General features: G+C 67.9%; 19 protein-coding genes and 4 pseudogenes. 11 read left to right on the top strand and 12 right to left on the bottom strand.

Going from position 1 to position 20,095, the window contains the following annotated elements:
- Positions 1 to 817: 817 nt before the first annotated feature.
- Positions 818 to 1,303, top strand: a complete 486-nt coding sequence (locus GUY60_RS16385; RefSeq protein ID WP_161698440.1) for a DUF1877 family protein — start codon at positions 818 to 820, stop codon at positions 1,301 to 1,303.
- 18 nt (positions 1,304 to 1,321) lie between these two features.
- Here GUY60_RS16385 and GUY60_RS16380 read toward each other — a convergent pair.
- Positions 1,322 to 1,899: pseudogene (locus tag GUY60_RS16380) on the bottom strand (transposase).
- A gap of 95 nt (positions 1,900 to 1,994) precedes the next feature.
- Positions 1,995 to 2,588 carry a TetR family transcriptional regulator gene (locus GUY60_RS16375; RefSeq protein WP_188132574.1) on the bottom strand — a complete coding sequence of 198 codons (594 nt, stop codon included), beginning with the start codon at positions 2,586 to 2,588 and terminating at the stop codon, positions 1,995 to 1,997.
- A 75-nt stretch (positions 2,589 to 2,663) separates the two neighbouring features.
- Between GUY60_RS16375 and GUY60_RS16370 the strand changes: the two genes are divergently transcribed.
- Complete coding sequence (locus tag GUY60_RS16370; protein ID WP_188132573.1) at positions 2,664 to 3,542, top strand: SDR family NAD(P)-dependent oxidoreductase; 879 nt, start codon at positions 2,664 to 2,666, stop codon at positions 3,540 to 3,542.
- A gap of 29 nt (positions 3,543 to 3,571) precedes the next feature.
- Positions 3,572 to 4,575, top strand: a pseudogene (locus tag GUY60_RS16365) (IS481 family transposase).
- Positions 4,576 to 4,846: 271 nt separating this feature from the next.
- On the opposite strand, the gene GUY60_RS16360 reads toward GUY60_RS16365, so the two are convergent.
- On the bottom strand, positions 4,847 to 5,203 hold the full coding sequence (locus tag GUY60_RS16360) for a DoxX family protein (protein ID WP_161698436.1): 357 nt from the start codon (positions 5,201 to 5,203) through the stop codon (positions 4,847 to 4,849).
- A gap of 310 nt (positions 5,204 to 5,513) precedes the next feature.
- On the opposite strand from GUY60_RS16360, the gene GUY60_RS16355 reads away from it, so the two are divergent.
- Positions 5,514 to 5,957: a nuclear transport factor 2 family protein gene (locus GUY60_RS16355; RefSeq protein ID WP_161698434.1), complete on the top strand. Its 444-nt coding sequence runs from the start codon at positions 5,514 to 5,516 to the stop codon at positions 5,955 to 5,957.
- Between the two features lie 30 nt (positions 5,958 to 5,987).
- Here GUY60_RS16355 and GUY60_RS40075 read toward each other — a convergent pair.
- Positions 5,988 to 6,212: pseudogene (locus GUY60_RS40075) on the bottom strand (IS5 family transposase); the annotation flags it as partial.
- 188 nt (positions 6,213 to 6,400) lie between these two features.
- Here GUY60_RS40075 and GUY60_RS16345 point away from each other — a divergent pair.
- Positions 6,401 to 6,682: pseudogene (locus GUY60_RS16345) on the top strand (IS5/IS1182 family transposase); the annotation flags it as partial.
- Between the two features lie 274 nt (positions 6,683 to 6,956).
- Here the strand turns inward: GUY60_RS16345 and GUY60_RS16340 are convergent.
- The 4 genes from GUY60_RS16340 to GUY60_RS16325 form a co-directional block, all read right to left on the bottom strand.
- The gene (locus GUY60_RS16340; RefSeq protein WP_161698432.1) at positions 6,957 to 7,619 is read right to left on the bottom strand and encodes a hypothetical protein; all 663 of its coding nucleotides are present in this window, start codon (positions 7,617 to 7,619) and stop codon (positions 6,957 to 6,959) included.
- 12 nt (positions 7,620 to 7,631) lie between these two features.
- Positions 7,632 to 7,850, bottom strand: a complete 219-nt coding sequence (locus GUY60_RS16335) for a hypothetical protein (RefSeq protein WP_161698431.1) — start codon at positions 7,848 to 7,850, stop codon at positions 7,632 to 7,634.
- A gap of 150 nt (positions 7,851 to 8,000) precedes the next feature.
- Positions 8,001 to 8,597, bottom strand: a complete 597-nt coding sequence (locus tag GUY60_RS16330) for a hypothetical protein (protein ID WP_161698429.1) — start codon at positions 8,595 to 8,597, stop codon at positions 8,001 to 8,003.
- Positions 8,598 to 8,770: 173 nt separating this feature from the next.
- Positions 8,771 to 9,337, bottom strand: coding sequence for a TetR/AcrR family transcriptional regulator (locus tag GUY60_RS16325; protein ID WP_161698427.1), 567 nt, complete (start codon positions 9,335 to 9,337; stop codon positions 8,771 to 8,773).
- 264 nt (positions 9,338 to 9,601) lie between these two features.
- On the opposite strand from GUY60_RS16325, the gene GUY60_RS16320 reads away from it, so the two are divergent.
- Together GUY60_RS16320 and GUY60_RS16315 are read left to right on the top strand one after the other, a co-directional pair.
- Positions 9,602 to 11,011, top strand: a complete 1,410-nt coding sequence (locus tag GUY60_RS16320; RefSeq protein ID WP_246235094.1) for an MFS transporter — start codon at positions 9,602 to 9,604, stop codon at positions 11,009 to 11,011.
- Between the two features lie 92 nt (positions 11,012 to 11,103).
- Entirely contained in the window at positions 11,104 to 11,388 is a 285-nt protein-coding gene (locus GUY60_RS16315) for a cupin domain-containing protein (protein WP_223178697.1), read from the top strand.
- A gap of 200 nt (positions 11,389 to 11,588) precedes the next feature.
- Here the strand turns inward: GUY60_RS16315 and GUY60_RS16310 are convergent, their stop codons facing one another.
- Positions 11,589 to 12,167: a TetR/AcrR family transcriptional regulator gene (locus tag GUY60_RS16310; RefSeq protein WP_161698421.1), complete on the bottom strand. Its 579-nt coding sequence runs from the start codon at positions 12,165 to 12,167 to the stop codon at positions 11,589 to 11,591.
- Positions 12,168 to 12,257: 90 nt separating this feature from the next.
- On the opposite strand from GUY60_RS16310, the gene GUY60_RS16305 reads away from it, so the two are divergent.
- Together GUY60_RS16305 and GUY60_RS16300 are read left to right on the top strand one after the other, a co-directional pair.
- Complete coding sequence (locus tag GUY60_RS16305) at positions 12,258 to 12,704, top strand: anthrone oxygenase family protein (protein WP_161698419.1); 447 nt, start codon at positions 12,258 to 12,260, stop codon at positions 12,702 to 12,704.
- 128 nt (positions 12,705 to 12,832) lie between these two features.
- Positions 12,833 to 13,261 (top strand): DUF4267 domain-containing protein, encoded by a 429-nt coding sequence (locus GUY60_RS16300; RefSeq protein WP_161698417.1) that lies wholly within the window; start codon positions 12,833 to 12,835, stop codon positions 13,259 to 13,261.
- Positions 13,262 to 13,395: 134 nt separating this feature from the next.
- Here GUY60_RS16300 and GUY60_RS16295 read toward each other — a convergent pair whose 3' ends face one another.
- The 3 genes from GUY60_RS16295 to GUY60_RS16285 form a co-directional block, all read right to left on the bottom strand.
- Positions 13,396 to 14,478, bottom strand: a complete 1,083-nt coding sequence (locus GUY60_RS16295; protein ID WP_161698416.1) for an amidohydrolase family protein — start codon at positions 14,476 to 14,478, stop codon at positions 13,396 to 13,398.
- A 180-nt stretch (positions 14,479 to 14,658) separates the two neighbouring features.
- A complete protein-coding gene (locus GUY60_RS16290) occupies positions 14,659 to 16,209 on the bottom strand; it encodes a long-chain-fatty-acid--CoA ligase (RefSeq protein ID WP_161698414.1) in 1,551 nt (516 codons plus the stop codon).
- Between the two features lie 56 nt (positions 16,210 to 16,265).
- Positions 16,266 to 17,375 (bottom strand): TauD/TfdA family dioxygenase, encoded by a 1,110-nt coding sequence (locus GUY60_RS16285; protein WP_161698412.1) that lies wholly within the window; start codon positions 17,373 to 17,375, stop codon positions 16,266 to 16,268.
- Positions 17,376 to 17,664: 289 nt separating this feature from the next.
- Here GUY60_RS16285 and GUY60_RS16280 point away from each other — a divergent pair, with 289 nt between their 5' ends.
- Positions 17,665 to 18,732: an AraC family transcriptional regulator gene (locus GUY60_RS16280; protein WP_161698410.1), complete on the top strand. Its 1,068-nt coding sequence runs from the start codon at positions 17,665 to 17,667 to the stop codon at positions 18,730 to 18,732.
- Positions 18,733 to 19,020: 288 nt separating this feature from the next.
- A complete protein-coding gene (locus GUY60_RS16275) occupies positions 19,021 to 20,079 on the top strand; it encodes a beta-keto acid cleavage family enzyme (protein ID WP_161698408.1) in 1,059 nt (352 codons plus the stop codon).
- The last annotated feature ends 16 nt before the right edge of the window (positions 20,080 to 20,095 follow it).

The following is a 20,095-nucleotide window of genomic DNA, read 5'->3' as shown; positions in this document are numbered from 1 at the left end:
GGGGTAGCTCGTGTGAAGCGGCGAACGACGCCGCATCTCCGAGCCGTTCTGAACTTGGTCGGACTGGCTAAGCCTGTTTCCCCTTCCCGTCCGATGACGTGTCGCTGTGCTGCCGGTACCGGGCCGCGTCAGGCGGTCAGGTACGTGAGTAGGCCGTAGTGATCGGCAGGCCCCTATCGGGACACACCCCGCCACCGCAGAACCTGCTCAATCTCCCTCAGATAGCGGCCCGCTCCTGATCCTGGCCGACCACAACACATGGGCCGGCGCGAGGTTGCCATGCGGTGCTCCACGGCATGCCTACCGCGCGGGCTGCATAGGGCACCGGGTTCCGGTGTACCCGCCGCAGAGGGCGACTGCGACGGCTACCTGCTCAACGCGGCCCGCGCTTCCGGCATCAACCCGCTCAGCCTGTTCTTCGGGCCCGCGCTCATCGCGTACGCGCGCGGAAGAACGAGGCCGACCAGCCGAACAAGAAGCGCCGTGAGATCACCGCCAGGTGCTGGAAGGCATCGCCTTCAAGTTCCGGACCGGGGTGCCCCTGGAGGTATCTACCCGAGCGGTTCAGGTCTGTGGCAGGCGGTGCATGGCCGGTTCGCCCACTGGTCCGCGGACAGAACCTTCGACCGACTGCTGGCCTCTGCCCAGGAGTTCCTTACCCAGGCAGAGGCACCTTGGAGAGTCCTAGGCCGTGTATCGAAAGAGTTCTGCTGAACACCGCGAGCCGATTTCGACGGCACGTGGCTGTCAGTGCCCTCAAGTAGGTTCTGTCCGTTCGGCCTGACAGGTGGGTCGTGGAGCTGAGGGATTCGTCGTAGTGAGCATCTACCTGCACTTTCGTGCCGTGGCTGAGTCCGAGATCCGGGATGACCACACCTGGCTCGCCGCGTTCATGTCTGAGGCTTGGGAAAACGACGACGCCGAGTACACCGCAGGCATCGCCCACTCGATCAACAAGGGCTGGGACGCTGTAAACGACCTCTACGCAGCCGCCGATGCCCTCTATACAGACGCCGACGAGCCCTGGAATTTGCCGATCTACGGCGGCCGCCCGGTACCCCACAGCGCTGACGCCGATCCCTCCGATCCCCCGCTGATGCTTCTGGAGCCGTCTGGGGTGTCACAGGCCGCGCGTTTCCTTACGACTGTCTCTTTCGACGAGCTGTGGAACGTCGTCGACGCAAGGTTCAGCGCCCTCGGCCGGACCAAGCAGGAGCACCTCGAACATCACAGGAACCTCCAAGAGTTCTACGGACAGGCGGCTTCGGCAGGCCACGCGGTGGTCAAAGCGGTATGGGCTTGAGTCGTGGCTACGTGCTGATCACAGCCATTCGTTGATGGCCGCGACCAGCACGGTCGCCTCGTAGCGGACGGCGAGTTTGTCGTACCGGGTTGCGACAGCGCGGTGTCTCTTGAGGCGGTTGATCCCGCACTCGACCGCGTGGCGTTCGCGGTAGTCGACCGGGTCGAAGCGCGGCGGCCGGCCACCGCGGGAACCGCGCTTCCGGCGGTTGCGGGCCTGGTCGGCCTTGTCGGGGATGGTGCAGCGGATCCCGCGGCGCCGCAGGTAGGCACGGTTCCTGCGGGAGGCGTACGCCTTGTCCGCCCGCACGCGATCGGGACGATCGCGCCCTTCGCGTCGGCCAGGGACTGGAGGCGGGTGAGGATCCGGTGCCAGGCGCCGTTCCGCTGCCATCGGCGGAACAGGTCGTAGACCCGGTTCCACGGGCCGTACTCGGCGGGCACGTCCCGCCACGGAACCCCGGTCCGGACACGGAACCGTATGCCGTCGATCAGCTGCCGCCGAGGCCAGACGGGCGGCCGCCCCGCCCTGGCACCCTTCGGCAACAGCGGCTCCAGCACTGCCCACTGCTCGTCCGTGAGATCTCCCCGACCCATGAACCGTGATCATTCACAGCCCAAGATCCACTTTCGATACACGGCCTAGGTGTTGCGGGGCCGGACGTTGATGGCGGTCGACGGGCGCCGCGGGTTCACGCCTGTCGCGTGCTGAGGTCTACGTGGATCTGAGTGAACCCCCGGTCCAGGAGAGCTGGGCGGTTCGCGTGCCCGTCTGATCGCATCCACTGACTGGACACGGCGTCGAGTACAGCGGTGGCGGCATTGGTGAGCAGGTCCGCGGTGTATGGGTCGATGTCGGCCCCTGGCCGACCTTGGAGCGCGTCGCTGACTCGCCGACGCCATTCCGCTCTGCGTTGGTGAAGTCGTCCGACCAGTGCGGGTGTGGCTTCGATGAGTCGCAGAGTATCGAGCACCCGCTCACTGGCATGGATCTCTTCCTGCCACGCCCGTAGGACGTGACGCAGAGAGTCCCAAGGATCTTCGTCTGCTGGTCGTGCCGCGATGTCAGCTACCACCTTCTCCCCGGTGAGGTCGACGCCGTCGAAGACGACGTCTTCCTTGGTGGGGAAGTACCGGAAGAAGCTGCGCTTGGTCATACCGGCTGCCTGAGCGATGTCCTCGACGGTCGTCTCGTCAAAGCCCCGACGGGCGAACAGGCCGATGGCCACCTCCGCCAGCTCTGCCCGCACTGCTCGGCGCGTCCGTTCGCGCAGTCCCTCTTCCATGCACCCAGACTACTTTGCGACACTCGATGCTTATAGTGTCACCAAGTGACATATCGAGAGAGTGGAGGGGTGGCAATGGAGGGCAAGACCGTGCTGGTGACCGGTAGCACCGGAGGCATCGGCAAGGAGACCGCGCGACGTCTGGCCGGGCTCGGCGCCGGCGTCATCCTCGTCGGCCGCGACAAGACCCGCGCCGACGCTGCCGTTGGCGACATCCGTCACTCCAGCGGGAATGAGAACGTCACGGCGATCACGGCCGACATGTCCCGGCTCCGCGATGTCCATCGCCTCGCCCAGGAGGCCAGCACCCGAACCGGTGGCGTGGACGTGCTGATCAACAACGCCGGGGCCACCCGATCACACCGCGAACTGACCGAGGACGGCATCGAGACCACCTTCGCGGTCAACGTGGTCGCGCCGTTCTGCCTCACCCACTGGCTGATGCCGGCCCTGACGGCCTCGGGCACGGCCCGAGTCATCAACATCACCGGCGGCATCCCGCGGGGACGGGTCGACCTGAACAACCTGCAGGGCGAGAAGTCATATGTCGGGCTGTCGTTCTACAACCAGACCAAGCTGGCACAGATGGCGATGAGCTACTGCTTCGCCCAGGAACTCACGGCGATGCCGGTGACGCTGAACGTCGCCTACCCCGGGCACGCCTACACCTCGATGAACAAGAACCTCACTATCGGCACCTACCCGCCGCTGGCACGCCCGATCGTGCCGCTCCTGCGCTTGGCGATGCCGGTCGTGTACGGGCATCGCGCGCTGCTCAAGGCCACGCGCTCCAGCGTGTACCTCGCCTCCAGTCCCGAGGTTCAGGACACCAGCGGGACCTACTTCAACAGCAAGGCCACCCCGACCCCGTGGCCCGAAGCAGTCCTGGACGCAACCACTCGCAACACCATCTGGGAACTGTGCGAGACACAGCGCGACCGTCTGACGCCGTGACCCCGCCACCGACGAGAACGGACGCGTACATGGCACATCGCAACGCCCCACTCAGTCCCGAGGGCCGGCGTCGTCTGATTGCTCGATGCCGGACCCGCCCAATCGCTCACGTCGCCGCCGAGATGGGGATCTCGCGCGCGTGCGCGTCCAAGTGGGTCAACAGATGGTGACGGCACGGCGAAGCCGGCCTGCAGGACCGACCCTCAACGCCGCACCACCGCCCGACCGCGACGCCGCCCGAGGTGATCCAGCAGATCGAGGCATGGCGGCGTGAGCACAAATGGTCCGCCCGACGCATCACCGACGAACTCGCCGACCTGGCCATCGTCATCAACCGGCGCACGGTCAGCCGCCACCTGAGCCATCTCGGGCTCGGCCAGCGACGCTTCATCGACCCCAGCGGCGAGAACAACCGCAAGCCGGGCACGATCGTTGCCCGCTGGCCGGGACAATGGCTCACCTGGACATGAAGAAAGTCGGCCGGATACCCGACGGCGGGGGCTGGCGGATCTACGGTCGCAACAGCGATCAGGCCAAGGCGGCGGGTCGGGCGAAGGCGGCCGGGGCGAAGCGCGGGTACGTCTACCTGCACTCGATCGTCGACGGCCACTCCCGGCTCGCCTACACCGAACCGCTGGATGACGAGAAGGGCGCCACCGCGGCGGCATTCCTCGCCCGAGCGAAGGTGTGGTTCGCTGCCCACGGCATCGACCACATCCAGCGGATCGTCACCGATAACGGCGCCTGCTACAGATCCGGCGACTTCGCCCGGATCGTCGGCAACCAGTCCAGACACCAGAAGACCAAGCCCTACACGCCCCGCCACAACGGGAAGGTCGAGCGCTATCAGCGCATCCTGGCCGAAGAGCTGCTCTACGCTCGGGAATTCACCAGCGAAAACGCACGATCGGCCGCGATCGCCATCTGGAACATCCACTACAACTATCACCGGCCGCACAGCGGCGCCGGCGGCCAGCCGCCCGCATCTCGCCTCCGAGGTAGCGTCACCAACGTCCAGCCCTCATACACCTAGGAGTTGTCTTCAAATGTCACGCCCACATCAGGAGCGAGGCGAGGGTGACGGCTACCTGTTAAGACTCGGCGGCTTTGTCGTAGCGGGTGGCGAGGACGGGGTGTGCAAGCGCCAGAACCGCACTTCGCGTCCCAACTTCTTCAGGCCGTCCTTGCTGACCGCAGGTTCGGACGACTGGAACGACTTGCCGTATCGATCCTGGTTCTGCTGGCTCGGAACGTGTATCCGACGGCCGCTGTGGTGAAGCGTGCGGAACCTGGAACCCTGCGGGTCACCAGGGGCCATGGTCGGCCAGGCCCAGAGTCAGGGCGGTCGCCGCGGTGGCGAGGAACACGATCCCGCCGACGATGTTCCGGGAGCCCACGCGCAGGTGGGCGATGACTGCGCCGATGAAGTACAGAACGAGGCCGGAGGCGGCGAGGGTCCCCAGGAGCGGCACGGCGAGCCCGGCCAGCAGCCCCACGGTGCCCGCTGCCAGCAGCATGCCCAGCACCGGTACCCACTTCCGGGGTATGCCCTTCATGTCCGCCTGGGTCTTGGGGTATTCGTGGCCGATCAGGTAGGTGACGGCGGCGGCACCGTTGAAGACCGCGCCGAGGATGGTGACAGTGACGTAGGCGGCGAACACGATTTCTCCGGTTCTGTGAGGACTGTGTCGCTAGGCACCCCGTTGCGGGATGCCGTTCTCCTGAATGACCAGCCAGCGACACGATTTGTGACAGCGATCGGCAGCCGTGTGCCGACTGTCCCGCCAGATCACGCCCCCGAATCCCGCAGATTGATCACGACTCCTACCCGGCCTAGGGGGTGTATCGAAAGTGGATCTTGGTGATGGGCTTGCCTTACTCCAGAGGTAATCGCCTCGGCCGGCTTGCACTGACAAGGTCGGTGATCTCTCCACGTCGACAGGACGCGGACCAGGAGGGGAGAGGTTTGCCATGTCTACAGCCGCACCTACAAACACGCGCACCGTGGTTGAGGAACTGCTGCGCAGGATCGGCGAGGGCGACCCCGAGCGCATCTCCGAGCTGTATGCGGAGCGGGGCGATTGGAAGCTGGGCTGGCCGGAGGCCGAGCACGGTCGCACTGCCACGCCGTGGATCCGCCACCGGTCCAGCCGAGCCGACGCGGCCGCCCACTATCGCGAGCTCGCCGAAGGCCACATCCCGGAACACGTGGCGACCGAGGTCGAGCGCATCCTCATCGACGGAAACGAGGCGGTCGTGCTCGGCGAGATCCGCCAGACCGCCCGGCCGACCGGACGTGCGTATCGCGCGCGGTTCGCCCTGCATCTCACCGTCGAAGACGGCCTTGTCAGCCGGCACCATGTCTACGAGGACAGCCTTGCTGTTGCCCAGGCGTTCGAGGCGGGAAATCAGTAACGGCCGTCGGGCCGATCGCGAAGATGCTGGTCACAGCCACTCGTTGGTGGCCGCGACCAGGACGGTTGCTTCGTAGGGGACGGCGAGCTTCTCGTAGCGTGTGGCCACTGCCCGGTGCCTTTTGAGACCCTTGATGCTGCACTCCACCGCGTGCCGCTCGCGATAGTCGATCTTGTCGAACCTCGGCGGGCGGCCGCCGCGCGAGCCTCGCTTCTTGCGGTTGCGGCCCTGATCAGCCTTGTCCGGGATGGTGCAGCCCCGATGGTCCCGGCCGTGTCGCGGCCACCGCCCGAGGGTCGACCGAGCCCGCGGTGCGCCTCGGGCGCGGCAGCCCGGTCAACTGAGTTCGTTCGCGCATGAGTTGCGCGGTGACCAGGCAGCATCGGCCGGGTGCGGGTTGCCCTGGAAGAGGGCGCCCCAGTCGCGGGGCGTGCTGGTGGCCTGCCGACACCCGCCTGGTTGTCGTGGTCGGCCATCCCTTGCCGGGAAACCGGCACGACTCCTGTGGCTGGGAAGAGTCCGGAGCCAAGGCCGTCGTCGGCACGACGATGACCATTGCCGATGGCGGCTATCAGCGCACCGGACTCGTCATCCCGCACCGCCGCCGCACAGGCCAAGAGCTTCCGGCCTGGAAAATCCTGCGCAACTGCCGCCTCAGAGGCGACGGCGTCCACCACGCCATGCTCGGCATCGCCCGCCTGCACAACCTCACCCTCGCCGGATAGGCGAACAGGCAGCGGCAACCGGGTATGCCTCATCCGGCCCCAAGTTCAGTTACGGGACAAGCCATAGACGGTCTACCCCTTGTGGCGAACGCACCCTCTTCCCATCGCGCCAAGCCGGATCACTCAACTCCGTTAGCCACACGACCAGTTGACTACGCACCCATGGAGTCTGAAGCTCTGCATCCTCCGGAGGCATTTCAAGCTCCCCCGGTTGCGGACCGTGCGACGGTCGGCACCCTGTGAACGGCGACTTCCTCGGCACCGGCTCGTTGCTTCACCAGTCGGTGACGTCCACCAAGCGTGAGCAGTGCGGGTCGGCGTCGGCTGGTGTGGTGCGTTCTTCCTCGGTGATCAGGGAGGGGAGGGCGGCCAGCAGTGCGGTGAGGGCGCCGGAGGGGCGTACGTCGGCGGCGACCACGTCGGTGTCCTGGTCGGCGTCCACGTACAGGCGGAGCCGGTCCGGTCCGCGGCCCAGGAATCCGCGCAGGCGCAGGGCGGGTTGCTCCTCGGTCCAGGGGCAGGTGAGGGTCCGCAGGATGGTGAAGGCGTTGTCGTCCGCGCTCGGGGCGATGGGGTGGAGCTGCGTGGGATCGACGTGGACGAGGGGCATGCCCATCACCGTGTCGATGATGTCGCTGGAGTAGATCTGCGTGCCGGTGTGGAGGGCGCGCAGGATGCCGAGGAGGTGGTCGGCGCCGAGCGCGGAATCGGGGTCGCCCGGTTCGTAGAGCGGGATCTGCCAGGCCGTCAGCTCGTCCGGATCGTGAGTGCCGGACGGTCCGGTGACGATGCGGATGGCCTCGGTAGGCGGCGGAGCAGGCAGGACGCCCTTGATGTGGCTCTCACCAGGAAGCGGCTGGTGGAGATAGTGGAGCAACAGGCGGGTGAGGTCCGCCTGCTGCTCCGCGATGTCGTCGGCGTCATACATGGAGGTCACATGCAGACGATGTCATTCGCTGAGCCGGGCCGGGCACTTGTTCATGCCCTTGCGGTGGGCGGTAATGACGCCAATCTTCTTTCCGCGTCCGGCGTCGTAACGCCCGTCAGCGGTCCTGCGGGCGTACTGGGCAATGACGATGACTTTCACCCGGCGGCTGCCATTCCAGGCATAGGCCCAGGGTTTCCCCCACCAAGTGACCATTATCGGGCAGTAGTTGAAGACCGCCAACGAGGTGCCACACAACACCTGCTGGGCCGCTCCCCTTCATGCGGTTCGGTGCCAGGCGTAGTCGGGGGTGCGCGGGGTCAACCCGCAGACCGGTGAAACCTGATGCGATGCGGCACGCGGGTGCGGCTGCGGAAGTTCTGGGACTCCCTTTCAGACCTTGCCCCCGTGCTCCACAGTGCGGTGTCCCAGCTGCCGGCTGAACGTCGCGCAGAAACTGGCAGAGAGCTCCGGCCAGTCCCAAAAGTCGAAGGCGAGGGCGCCCACGGCGAATCCGGGCTCCCACTGCCACTGCGTGACCGGGACGGAGGCGCCGCAGGTGGAGCAGGGGGCACTTCCCTCACCCGTCTCCTTCCACGCGGCGATGCCGTCCTCGAACGGCTGCCAGACCTCGTCGTCCCGCTCGAACTCATACGGGTAGTTGATGATCACCGTCTTGCTCTGACAGCGCGGGCAGACGGCGCATGACGCCTCGTCGGCTCCCTGGCCGCAGACGTAATAGTTGCGGCCGACGATGACGGCCACCGGGCCCGGCAGCCAGTCCCGGTTCGAGGAATCGGCAACGGCTCGCGCCCAGTTGGGGCCTCGTACGTAGCCCTCCCTCACGGGATGGCTGAACACTCCGTCGCCGGACAGCTCACGCGTGATCAGGCCCTCGGCGACCATCCAGTCGACCATCCGCTCCGCGAGTGGCCCGGCCTCCTCGGCGGTCACCTCCACATCGACGATCCGCTCGAAGTAGTCACCCATCGTCTCCGCTCCCTCCTATCGATCAGTACGGGACACTGTGCCATCCCCCTCTGACACCGGTCCCGGCATCGACAAGGCCGAATTCGCCAACAGCGTCGATCAGTTCGGCGGGGCTTCGCCACTTCCGGCAGGTCACTTCGGGCAGGCCACTTAGGGCAGGCCACTTCTGGCCGTCACAGCAATCGGTCGACCAGCCCGTCGACGTATTCCGGGGTGAGCGGGCCCATTCCGAACAAGACGCGGATGTACATCGGGGCCAGGATGTGGTCCAGCACGCCGAGCGCGTCAGGTGCGTCCTCGCCACGTTCACTGGCGCGATCGAGCATGGACTGCAGTTGCCGGGTGCGTTCGGCACGGAGGTCGTCACCAGCCTGCAGGCCCCGCTGACCGCTGTTGGACAGGGCGACGGCCAGGCGCAGCACCGCCAGACCGTCCGGGCCGGTGATCTCGCGCGCCACCTGGGCCGCATACGTGCGCAGGTCGCCGTCCAGGCTCCCGGTGTCGGGCATCGGCGACTTCGCGTTGAGGCGGGTGAGCGCCACGTCGGTGAGCAGGGATTCCAGGCTGCCCCACCGGCGGTAGATGCTGCTGTCGGCCACCCCCGCGCGGGCTGCGACCTCGCCGACGGTGAAGTTGCCGTAGCCGCGCTCGCTGATCAGGTCGGTTACGGCCTGGTGCACGTCCGCGCCGACGCGGGCGCTGCGCCCGCCGGGCCGCCGGGCCGGCTGTCGCTCGTTCATGGCCCCACCTTAACGCAGTCGGGACTTGCGTTTGCGAGGCAACCCTCCTTACAGTCGCCTAACGCAGTCACTGGCTGCTTTAGAGCGCTCGGTTGTATCGCCACCCGCGTCGACCGTGGCCGGGCGCACCTGACGATCGAGGGGGATCCCATGGCTGCATCGCATGCGCCCGAAGGCGGTCGATCAACCGGCCGATCAAGCGGCCGATCAGGCGGTCGGTCAAGCCGGGCCACGCTGCTCACGGTGACCTGCCTGGGCCAGTTCATGGTCCTGCTCGACAACACGATCGTCGGGGCGGCGCTGCCCGACATGCAGCACCGGCTGCACACTCAACTGACCGGTCTGCAATGGATCGTTGACGCGTACGTACTGCTTGTCGCCATGCTGCTGCTGTCCGGCGGTGTCTTCGCCGACCGGTTCGGCCGCAAGCGGGTGTACCTGACCGGCGTGGCGGTGTTCACGGCCGCGTCGCTGGTGTGCGCCCTCGCGCCCTCGCTCGGCTGGCTGATCGTCGGCCGGGTGCTGCAGGGCATCGGGGCCGCGGCACTGAGCCCTGCCTCGCTGGCCCTGCTCGCCGCGGCCTATCCCGTACCGCAAGAACGCATCAAGGCGATCGGGCTGTGGGCCGGACTCAGCGGAATCGGTCTGGCCGCAGGCCCCGTGGCCGGCGGCGTGCTGACAGAAGCCTTCGGCTGGCCCGCCATCTTCCTGGTCAATCTGCCCATCGGCGTGGTCCTGCTCCTTGTCGGTCTGCGGAGCCTTGAAGAGACCCGCAATCCGAGCGCCCCCGCGATCGACATCCCGGGCACGGTGCTGTCCGTTCTGGGGGTGGGGGCGGCGACCTACGGGTTGATCGAGGGTGGTGCCCGCGGCTGGACGTCGCCGGTGATCCTGGGCAGTTTCGCCGCTGCGGCGATCCTCCTCGCCGCCTTCGTCGCCGTCGAAGCGCGTCGCTCCGCAGGACAGGGGAAGCAGCCGATGCTGCCGCTGCGGCTGTTCCGGCAGCGGTTGTTCACAGTGTCCAACACCGCCATGGTCGTGGTGGGGTTCGCGCTCATGGGCTCGTCGTTCTTCTTCTCCCAGTTCTTCGTGTACGTCCAGGGCAGCTCGATCCTCCGCGCCGGCCTGCAGACCCTGCCGGTGTCCCTGGCCATGGTGATCGTCAGCCCGTACGCGGGCCGGCTCGCCGCCCGGTACGGCTTCCGGATCGTGGTCACCGCCGGCCTGGCCCTGGCCGGCCTGGGCCTCCTCGCGCTCGGCATGGTGCACGCCGACACCGGCTACGGGAACGTGTGGTGGCGACTCGGAGTCGTCGGCACCGGCTTCGCCCTGACCATGTCCCCACTGACGGGAGCCGCCATCCAAGCGGTCAGCCCGCAGGAAGGCGGCCTCGCCTCAGGCATCAGCAGCACCACCCGGCAGATCGGCGCGGTGCTCGGCGTGGCGGTGCTCGGAGCCATCGTCCGCACCCGGCAAGCCGGCGGCGCCTCCTTCGAGACCGGCCTCAACAGCGCCTTCCTCGCAGCCGGTGCCGTCACCTTGGCCACCGCCGTGTTCACCGGCCTCTGGCTGGCGAGGTCCAAGCCCACGGAAGGCTCCGCCGCGCCGCGGCGTTCCACCGATCCGCATGCGGTCACCACCTCGGACAAGGCATCCGCGAGCAGCCCGAACTAGACCCAGCTAGCCTGCCGACCGGGGCTGCTGCCTCACCGATCCGCACTACATCCGCACTACCGGTGTGGCCCCCGACGATGAGGAGAACGGCCATGACAACCATCGCCCGCGCCACCGTGCAGCACGAAGACGAGCGAGTACGGGTCACCCGCTGGGACTTCCAGCCCCAGGAAAGCACCGGCCGTCACGTGCACGCCTACGACTACTTCGTCGTCCCCGTCAACGACGGGCAAACCGACGTCATCACCCCCGACGGCACCGTCACCTCCTCGCAACTGCGCGCGGGCGAGTCCTACGCCCGCCCGGCCGGCGGCGAACACGAGGTCGTCAATACGGGTGCCTCCGCGCTGGCCTTCGTCGAGATCGAACTGAAGTGACCGGCAGCGAAGCGCGCGAAGCGCGAACCCGGCCCAGGTCCAGGCCCCCCGTCAACAGCACTCGTGGTGAATACGCCTAGGTCACCACGCACTGGCCACGTACTGACCATGCACTGGTCGAAAGGGACCAACTCACGGCGCCCACCCTGGTCCTCACGCCGCCCGCCCGCCTCGCAGCGCGGAGCCGCCGTGATGGTTTGTCAGACGATGGCGAGCCGGTCGACCAGAAGCTCCACCCTCCACTCGGCGTCCTCCCGCGGCAGCCGTCCCGCTCGGGTCAGGGTGGCGAGCCCGTGCAGGGCGGCCCAGAACGTCTCGGTGAACAGCGCCTGGTCGACACCGTCCCCGGCGACCTCGCCCAGGCACTCCAGGAGCGCGGCGAAGGCGTCCTTCAGCGGCTCCGGAGTGTCCTCCTGGGCGTACGCGAGACCGCCGTCGAGCTGGAACAGGGCGTCGTAGACCGCGGGGTTGCGCTCGGCGAAGTCCAGGTAGGCGCGGGCAAGGGCGGCGACCCGGGCGCGCGGGCCGTCCGCGGCGGCGGTCGCGGCCCGCATCGCGACGGCCATCTCGGTGGCGCCCTGAAGGGCGACGGCACCGATGATCTCGCGCTTGCCGCGGAAGTGGCTGTAGAGGACGGGCTGGCTGTACTCGATGCGCTCGGCGAGCCGGCGAGTGGTGACCGCGTCCCAGCCCTGCTGCTCGGCGAGTTCGCGGGCCGTCGCCACGATGAGGCGCTCACGGTCCGCACGTTCACGCTGCTTGCGTTCCTGTACCGACATGATTCGATGCTAGCACCGCTAGACAAGGGAGCGACGGTAGCGCTAGCTTTGACTCATCAGCTAGCGACGCTAGATCCCGGAGGGATCATCATGCTCAACGCACTGCAGGTCTTCACCACCGTGGTCGTCGGAGTGATGGTGGGTGTGGAGTTCGCCGTCCCCCTCTTCCTCAACCCGGTACTCAACAGCCTCCCCGGCGACAACGCGCTGCGCGGCCGCACCCACGGGGCCCGACTGGGCGGCGCGGTGATGCCGTACTGGTACATCGGCTCGCTCGTCCTCGTCGCGATCTGGGCCGTCGCGGGCTGGCAGCAGGACGGCACTGCCCTCGTCGTCATCGCGGCCGGGCTGCTGATCCTCAGCGTGCTCATGTCGATCCTGCTGCTCGTCCCGATCAACAACCGGGTCAAGACGTGGACCGGCGACAACCGGCCCGGGGACTGGAAGGAGCAGCTGAGCCGCTGGGAGCGCTGGCACTACGGCCGCGTCGCCGTCATCGTCGCCGCCTTCGCCCTGCTGGTCGCCGCTCTCGCCTGAGCCGACGAGGACACAACCACTACGCGGTGGAATCACGCACTACGGCGATCCCGCATGCCAAGAGGCCCGAGTAAGGCGATCTTGTCCGCCCCGCCCCGCCCCAGTCCGAACATCGAAGGAGAAGCACCATGTCGCTGAAGGCCGTCAACACCGTCCTGGCCACCGCCGTCGCCCTGTTCGTCGTCTACCTCGGGCTGTCCTTCATCCTGACCCCCGAGACGTCCACTCCAGGCGTCGGCCTGCCGAACTGGCCCGAGGGTGACGGCGGCGGCTTCCTCGTCATGAAGGGCATCCGCGAATTCGCGATGGGCCTGGTCATCGGCATCCTGCTGCTGACGGGCCACCGCCGCGCCCTGGGCTGGGTCCTGCTGATGGAGGCCGTCGCCCCGTTCGGCGACATGATCAACGTCTTGACCCACCACGGCACCGTCGCCGCCGCGCTCGGCATCCACGGCCTGACCTCGGCGCTGATCGCGCTCACCGGCGCGCTGATCCTCCGCGAGACCAGCAAGGCTCACCAGGTCTCCGCCCCCGCGCCCGCCGCGCAGCCCGCCTGACATCCGCACAACCCGAAGGGGTGGCCCGGCCACATGGCCGGGCCACCCCTGTCGCGAGATTCAGCTCCGCCGGTACGCGAGTGGGCCCCCTCGGACGGCGAACCGGTCACCGTCGGCCTTCGCTTGGGCAGGTCTCACGCCTTGCAGATCGGTGGCGCGGTCTCCTTGATTCCCAGCAGGTCGAAATAGTTCTGCCCGAGAGCGATATTGCGGAACGCCTTGTCGCCGAGGGCCTTGTTGATCCGGCTCGTGACTTCGAGCTCCTTCTTGTACACCTCGTAGTTCTTGTCCCGCGAGGCGACGAAGTCGGTGCCGGGGATGGCCCTTTCGGGGTAGGCGTCGAAGAAGTCGGCGTACTTCTCCCGGACTCCGGGCTTGCTGAAGTACACGTCCTCCAGCACGCGCCAACTCAGGTCCAGCGTGAGATTGGGGTACTTGTCCAGAAGTTGCTTCATGATCTGGATGTGGCGGTCGGGCGCCATCGTGGTCAGTTCCTTCGACAGTCCCATGTGCGCCCAGACGATCTTGTTGTCCGGGTACCGCTTGAGGACTTCCCGCATCAGGTGGAGGTACTGCGTCGGGCGCTGGTTGTTGCCGAGGTCCGAGTGGATGGTGAGCGGCATTCCGCGTTCCCGCAGGCGTTTCATGAAGGGCGCCCACCCGCGGATGTCCCCGATGTCGGCCGGCTCATGACGGTTGGGCAGGATGGCCTGCTTGATCAGGTTGACCTCGCCCATCCACTGGAACATTCCCGGGAATTCCTTGTCCAGCATGCGCATTCCGTCCGGGACGGACTTCGGGTCGGCCAGGTCGGGGAACGTCATGGACAGGGCCAGATCGACGTCCTTCGGCTTGAACTCCACGACGTTCTCGGCGTTCACCACGTCGTTCTTCAGGCTCGGCAGTACGGAAGTGCCGGGGCAGTCGAGGTAATAGGTGCAGGAGGAGTCCACCGGAAGTTTCTGCCCGATACCGAAGACGCTCGCGTGCCGGACGCCGCTCTTCTTCAGATAGCCGACCGTCTCCTTGAACGGGACGGCTTCACCACCGAAGGGGCGGAAGTGCAGATGGCCGTCGACCACTGACGTGTACGGCTGCGTCTCGCGGTCGAAGCAGCGCTCGTCGGCGGCGGCGGAACCTGCGGACGGCCAGAGCACGATGGTCGCCGCCACCCATGCCGTACCGGAAATGACTGACTTTCTCCCCAAGCGGTTCACGTACAGAACTCCTTCGCCGTTCGCGGCCCGGCGGGTGGCCGCGGCCGAAGTTGATCATGGCGAACGTATTGTGTGACCGGTTCATGGCGAGGCGGCCTCGCCTCACCGAAAGGCCGTCGGGCGTAACCGCAACGGGCTACAGCCCGCACAGGTCGTACGGCTGGGTGCTCGGCCGTGTGGTCAGTGCTCGGGCGTGTGTTGGTCCACCACGATCTCGCGCTTGAGGATCTTTCCGGTCGCGCCCTTGGGCAGCGCGTCCGTGAAGGTGACGATGCGGGGGTACTTGTACGCGGCCACCCGCTCCTTGACGTAGTCGCGGATCTCCGTGGCCATGGCGTGTGCGCCTGCCCGCAGGGTGATCACGGCGGCGGTTTCCTCGCCGTGGACCGCGTGCGGGACGCCGACCACGGCGGCCTCGGCTACGGCCGGGTGCTCGTAGAGGACCTCCTCGATCTCGCGCGGGTACACGTTGTAGCCGCCGCGGATGATGAGGTCCTTCTTCCGGTCGACGATGAAGTAGAAGCCGTCCTCGTCGACCCGGGCGAGGTCACCGCTGTGGAACCAGCCGTCGCGGATGGCCTCCGCGGTCGCGTCGGGGCGGTTCCAGTAGCCCTTCATGACGTTCTCGCCGCGGATCGCGATCTCGCCGATGGCGCCCGGCGCGGCGGTCGTGCCGTCGTCCGCGACGAGCCTCAACTCGACGCCGCGTACCGGCAGTCCGATCGAACCGGCCTTCCGCGGCCGGTCCGGAGAATTGAACGCGGCGACCGGCGAGGTCTCCGACAGGCCGTAGCCCTCGAGCAGGGTGACGCCGAGTCGATTCTCGGCGTCGTGCAGCACCTCGACCGGCAGGGAGGCGCCGCCGGACACGGCGAGGCGCAGCCGCGAGAGGTCGAGGCCTTCGGGGACACCGGAGTTGAGCAGGGCCGTGTACATCGTGGGTACGCCGAGGAAGATCGTGACCCCGTCCCCGCACACGATGTCCAGCGCCTTCACCGGGTCGAAGCGCGGCAGCAGCGTCAGCGCGGCGCCCGCCGCGACCGCGGTGTTCAGGGCGCAGGTCTGGCCGAAGGCGTGGAAGAGGGGAAGGCCGCCGAACAGCACGTCGTCCGGGCCGGCTTGGAGGAGCGTCTCGGCCGCGGTGAGCGCGTTGGTCACGAGGTTGCGGTGGGTCAGCTCGGCGCCCTTCGGGGTTCCCGTCGTGCCCGAGGTGTACAGGATCACGGCAGTGTCGTCGGCCGTTCGCCCGACGGCATCCGGCATCGGCTCGCTCTCCCGTACCAGAGCGTCGAACTCCGTCGAGCCCGCGACCAGGCACTCCGCCCCGACCTCTGCCGCCGCGGTGGCCGCCTCGTCGGTGAACTGCGGGGACACCACCACGATCCGGGCCCCGGAGTCCCGCAGCGCGAACGCCACTTCGCGGGCCTTGAGCAGCGGATTCAACGGCACCACGACCCCGCCGGCGCGCAGCACTCCGTAGTACGCGACCGGGAAGTGCACGACGTTGGGCAGCATCAGCGCGACCCGATCACCGGCCCGGACCCCCTTCGCCCGCAGCAGCGCGGCGACTCGGGCACTCGCGTCGTCGAGTTGGGCGTACGTGAGGACGGTCTCGTCCTGGCGTACGGCGACTCGCTCGCCGTGGGTCCGGGCGGACCCTGCCAGGAGCGAGGTCAGCAGGGGTGACGTGTCCAGGGGTGACGTTGCCAGGGGTGCGGAGTGGTCGGGCATGCGGGCTCTGTTCCTTCGGTCGTGGGGAGTTCGAGGGCAGGGCGGCCTAAGGGCCCCTAGCGGCGCTTCGCTATCTCGTCGCGCGGGGTGACTCCGCCGCGGCCCGGACCTGCGGCGGTGTCGGAATCAGTGTCGGTGCCGGTGCCGGAATCGGTGTCGGTGGCTCGGGTATCTCCCCAGTATCCGTCGGGGAGTTCGCGCCCCTCACGCAGGGCCAGGGACAGCCGCAGTACGTGGCGCTTCGGCTCCGGGTCGGGATGGTCCTCGTACGCCGTGCGGGAGTGCAGGACCGTGTGGTTGCCGAGGAGCAGCAGGTCGCCGGGTTCGAAGTCGAGGTCGAGCCGGAGTTCCGGGGACTGCGCAAGCTCGTCGATGAGGTCGAACAGCTCGATGTCCGCCGGTTCCAGCGGCGGCACACCGGGAAAGCGCTGCGCGGATTCGAGGGAGCTCCGGTGGTAGCGCATGCTGAGCCTGCCGGCGTGCCAGGCCGCGAGCGGGACCGCCAAGTACGGGAGTTCCGCTGGGACTTGACCCTCTCGGCGGTCCAGGAAATGCGTGCGGTACAGGCGGTCGACCAGGTCCGGACGGCGCTCGAGGAGTGCGTTGTAGACCGCGCCCGAGCTGGCCACGGCCACGCGCCCGCCGGTACGTGCCGACCGCAGGCACAACAGCGCGAGGGCGTCCGACCCGTCGGTGTGGAACGGCAACCTGCCGCGGGTCTCGTAGGCGCGGGTCGACGGATCGGCGAGGGTGCGGCCGGTGTCCCTGGAGTGGCCGAGCATGTGGCCACGGGCGTTCTGCGACACGGGCACGCCCAGATGCCGGCCGAGGCCCCAGAACAGGGCGCTCGCCGCCGCCGGACTGTACCGCTCCACCGGGACGCGCTTGACGAGCACGAAGCCCCGGCCGTTCTCCAACTCGTCGGCCATACACCGCAGTTGGCCTGTCAGCGTCGGGAGCGGGAAGTCGGCGGCGGTCACCTTCAGGAGCGGCAGGCCGCGCTCGCGCACCGCGCGCAGGGCCGCGTCGATCTCGTCGACCTGGGCCGAGGAGAGTCGCAGCACCCACGCGCCGGAGCGCGCGGGCCGCACGCCCTTCCATACGGCCGGTCCGGTGCGGGGCCTGCGCAGCACATCGCTCACACGTATGGGGGCACTCGTCGTCATGGCGGCTTTCCTTTCCGGAACGAATATGGGGTAACGAATATGGGGTAACGAATACGGTGGCTCGGCGCGGGCGTTGCGCCAATGCCTTTTCGGCCGCGTCTCCGGTTCCCGAATTTCGGTTACTGCTTTCCGGGGGCTGGTCATGGCGTACAGAATTTGCCATGGTGCTTTCCGCTGGACCCGCGGTCGGCCGTCGCGGTGGTGCCACGCTAGGTCACGCCTTGACGCATCGCTTGACGTGGCGTGACATCTGACTTATCAGTTGGGGACAGAGTCCTGGAGCGCACCCATGAAGCCCTTGGTCCGCAACGCAGTGCTGAGCAGCTACGTGGAGCTCAGCCAGTCCCTCGCCATCGACCCGCAGGCGCTCATGAAACGTGTGGGCCTCGACCCCGTCGGGCTGGCCGTCCAGGACCGCTGGATCTCGGGTAAGGCCGTCACCGAGCTGCTCGAACTCTCCGCCGCGGCCTCGAACCGGCAGGACTTCGGGCTGCTTCTCGCGGAGCGCCGCCGCTTCTCCACCCTCGGCCCGATCAGCCTGCTGCTGCGCGAGGAACCCGACGCGCGCAGCGCTCTCGAACTCCTGGTGCGGCACGAGCACATGTACAACGAGATGCTGCACAGCAGGCTCTCCGAGGCGCACGGCCTCGCCACCCTCAAGGTCAGCCTCGAACTCGGCGAGACCACGGGTGCCCGCCAGGCCACCGAGCTGGCCGTGGGTGCTTTTCATCGTTTCCTGCGCGGATTCCTCGGCTCCCGCTGGCAGCCCCTTTCCACCTGTTTCACGCACGGCCCGCCCGAGGACTTCGGCACGCATCGGCGGCTTCTCGGTCCCGCGCTTGAATTCGACCGGGAATTCAACGGGATCGTCTTCTACGCCAGCGACCTCGACACCCCCAACAATCTGTCGGACCCGTTGCTGCGGACGTACGCCCAGCAGTACTTCGAGTCCATCGCCGTGACGCGGGAGACGACGGAACTCGACCGCGTACGCGAACTGATCGAGGTCCTGCTGCCGACCGGGCGCTGTTCCATCGATCAGGTCGCCTGCAGTCTGGGCGTCGACCGGCGGACCGTGCACCGCCACCTCGCGGCCCGGGGCGAGACGTTCTCGTCGCTCCTCAACTCGACGCGCACCCAGCTCGCCGAGCAGCTCGTGGCCAACCCGCGCCGTTCCCTGACGGAGATCTCCGGGCTCCTGGGCTTCTCCGCGCCGAGCGCGTTCTCCCGCTGGTTCCGCGACAACTTCGGTGACAGCCCCCGGACTTGGCGGGCCGAGCGGAACCGGCGACAGCAGCGACAGCAGCGCGACGGCGCGCCCCAGCGGGCCGGGGTGGCGGGGCCTGTCCCCAACTGACAAGTCTTCTGTCACCAGGGGTAAAGCGGACGCCGTAACTGCCGCTTAACGTGGCCTTACCGCAGTTGAAACCGGCACCCCCGAGGGCGAACGCCTGCCACAGCGTCTCGCCCTCCCGGCACCGCCGATCCGCCCGCGCCGCCGGCGAGCCCGGCAACCCCGTCTGCGCGCCCACTCCCGCACCCCCAGCGCCGCCCCTCCGTCGGCCCGTCCGTCGGCCCGTCCACGGAGGGCGAGCGGAGTGCGGTGGGTGCGGTGGGTGCGCGCCGTTCGACAAGGAGATGGCCCATGCACTTCCTCGACGACTCCCTACTGCCGGAGAACCAGGAGAAGTTGGTGATCCAGGCAGCCCCCTACGGGCCGGAATGGCTGCCCGGCGACGCCGACGACCTGCCGCTCACCATGGACGAGCACGTGCAGGCGGCGGTCGACTGCTACAACGCGGGCGCCACCGTCCTGCACATCCACGTACGCGAACTCGACGGCCACGGCTCCAAGCGCATGTCGATGTTCAACGAGCTGATCGCCCGGCTGCGCGAGGCCGTGCCCGACATGGTGCTCCAGATCGGCGGATCGATCTCCTTCGCCCCCGAGGACGAGGGCTCCGAGGCCAAGTGGCTCAGCTACGACACCCGCCACCTGCTCGCCGACCTCGATCCGCGGCCCGACCAGGTGACGATCGCGATCAACACCAGCCAGATGAACATCGTCGAGATCATGTCGGAGGACGACCTCGCCGGCACCTCGATCGCCAAACCCGAGTACTACCGGGCCTACCGCGACATGGTCGTCGAGGCGGGACCCGACTTCTACCTCGAACACCTCGATCGCCTGCACGCGAACGGGATACAGCCGCACTTCCAACTGGCCACCCTCGCCCAGCTGGAGACCGTGGAGCGGCTGATCCGTACCGGTGTGTACACCGGGCCGCTCGTCCTCAACTACGTGGCGATCGGCGGCGGGTTCGCGGGCCGGCACCCCGCCGACCTCATCGAGTTCGTCCGCCGCACCCCCGACGGCGCCGTCCTCACCATCGAGAGCTCCATGCGCGCCGTGGCACCCATGAACGCGATGGCCATCGCTCTGGGCGTACATGTGCGCGTGGGCAACGAGGACAACCTGTGGCGGCGCAAGGGCGAGCGCATGAGCTCGGTGGAACAGGTCGAGCAGATGGTCCAGATCGCCGACGCCGTGGGCCGTGACGTCGCCAACGGGCAGGAGGCGAAGCGGATCTACAAGGTGGGCGAGTACTACGCCGACACCGAGGAGACCCTGGCGCGGCTCGGCATGGTGCCGAACCGCCGCCCCGGCCGACGCGGCTTCATGCTGCGCGACATCGACGGCTGAACCACCCCTCCCCAGC

The sequence above is a fragment of the Streptomyces boluensis genome, from assembly GCF_009908195.1.
Classification (GTDB): Bacteria; Actinomycetota; Actinomycetes; order Streptomycetales; family Streptomycetaceae; genus Streptomyces; species Streptomyces boluensis.
This window is presented reverse-complemented; position numbering and strand designations above follow the sequence as displayed.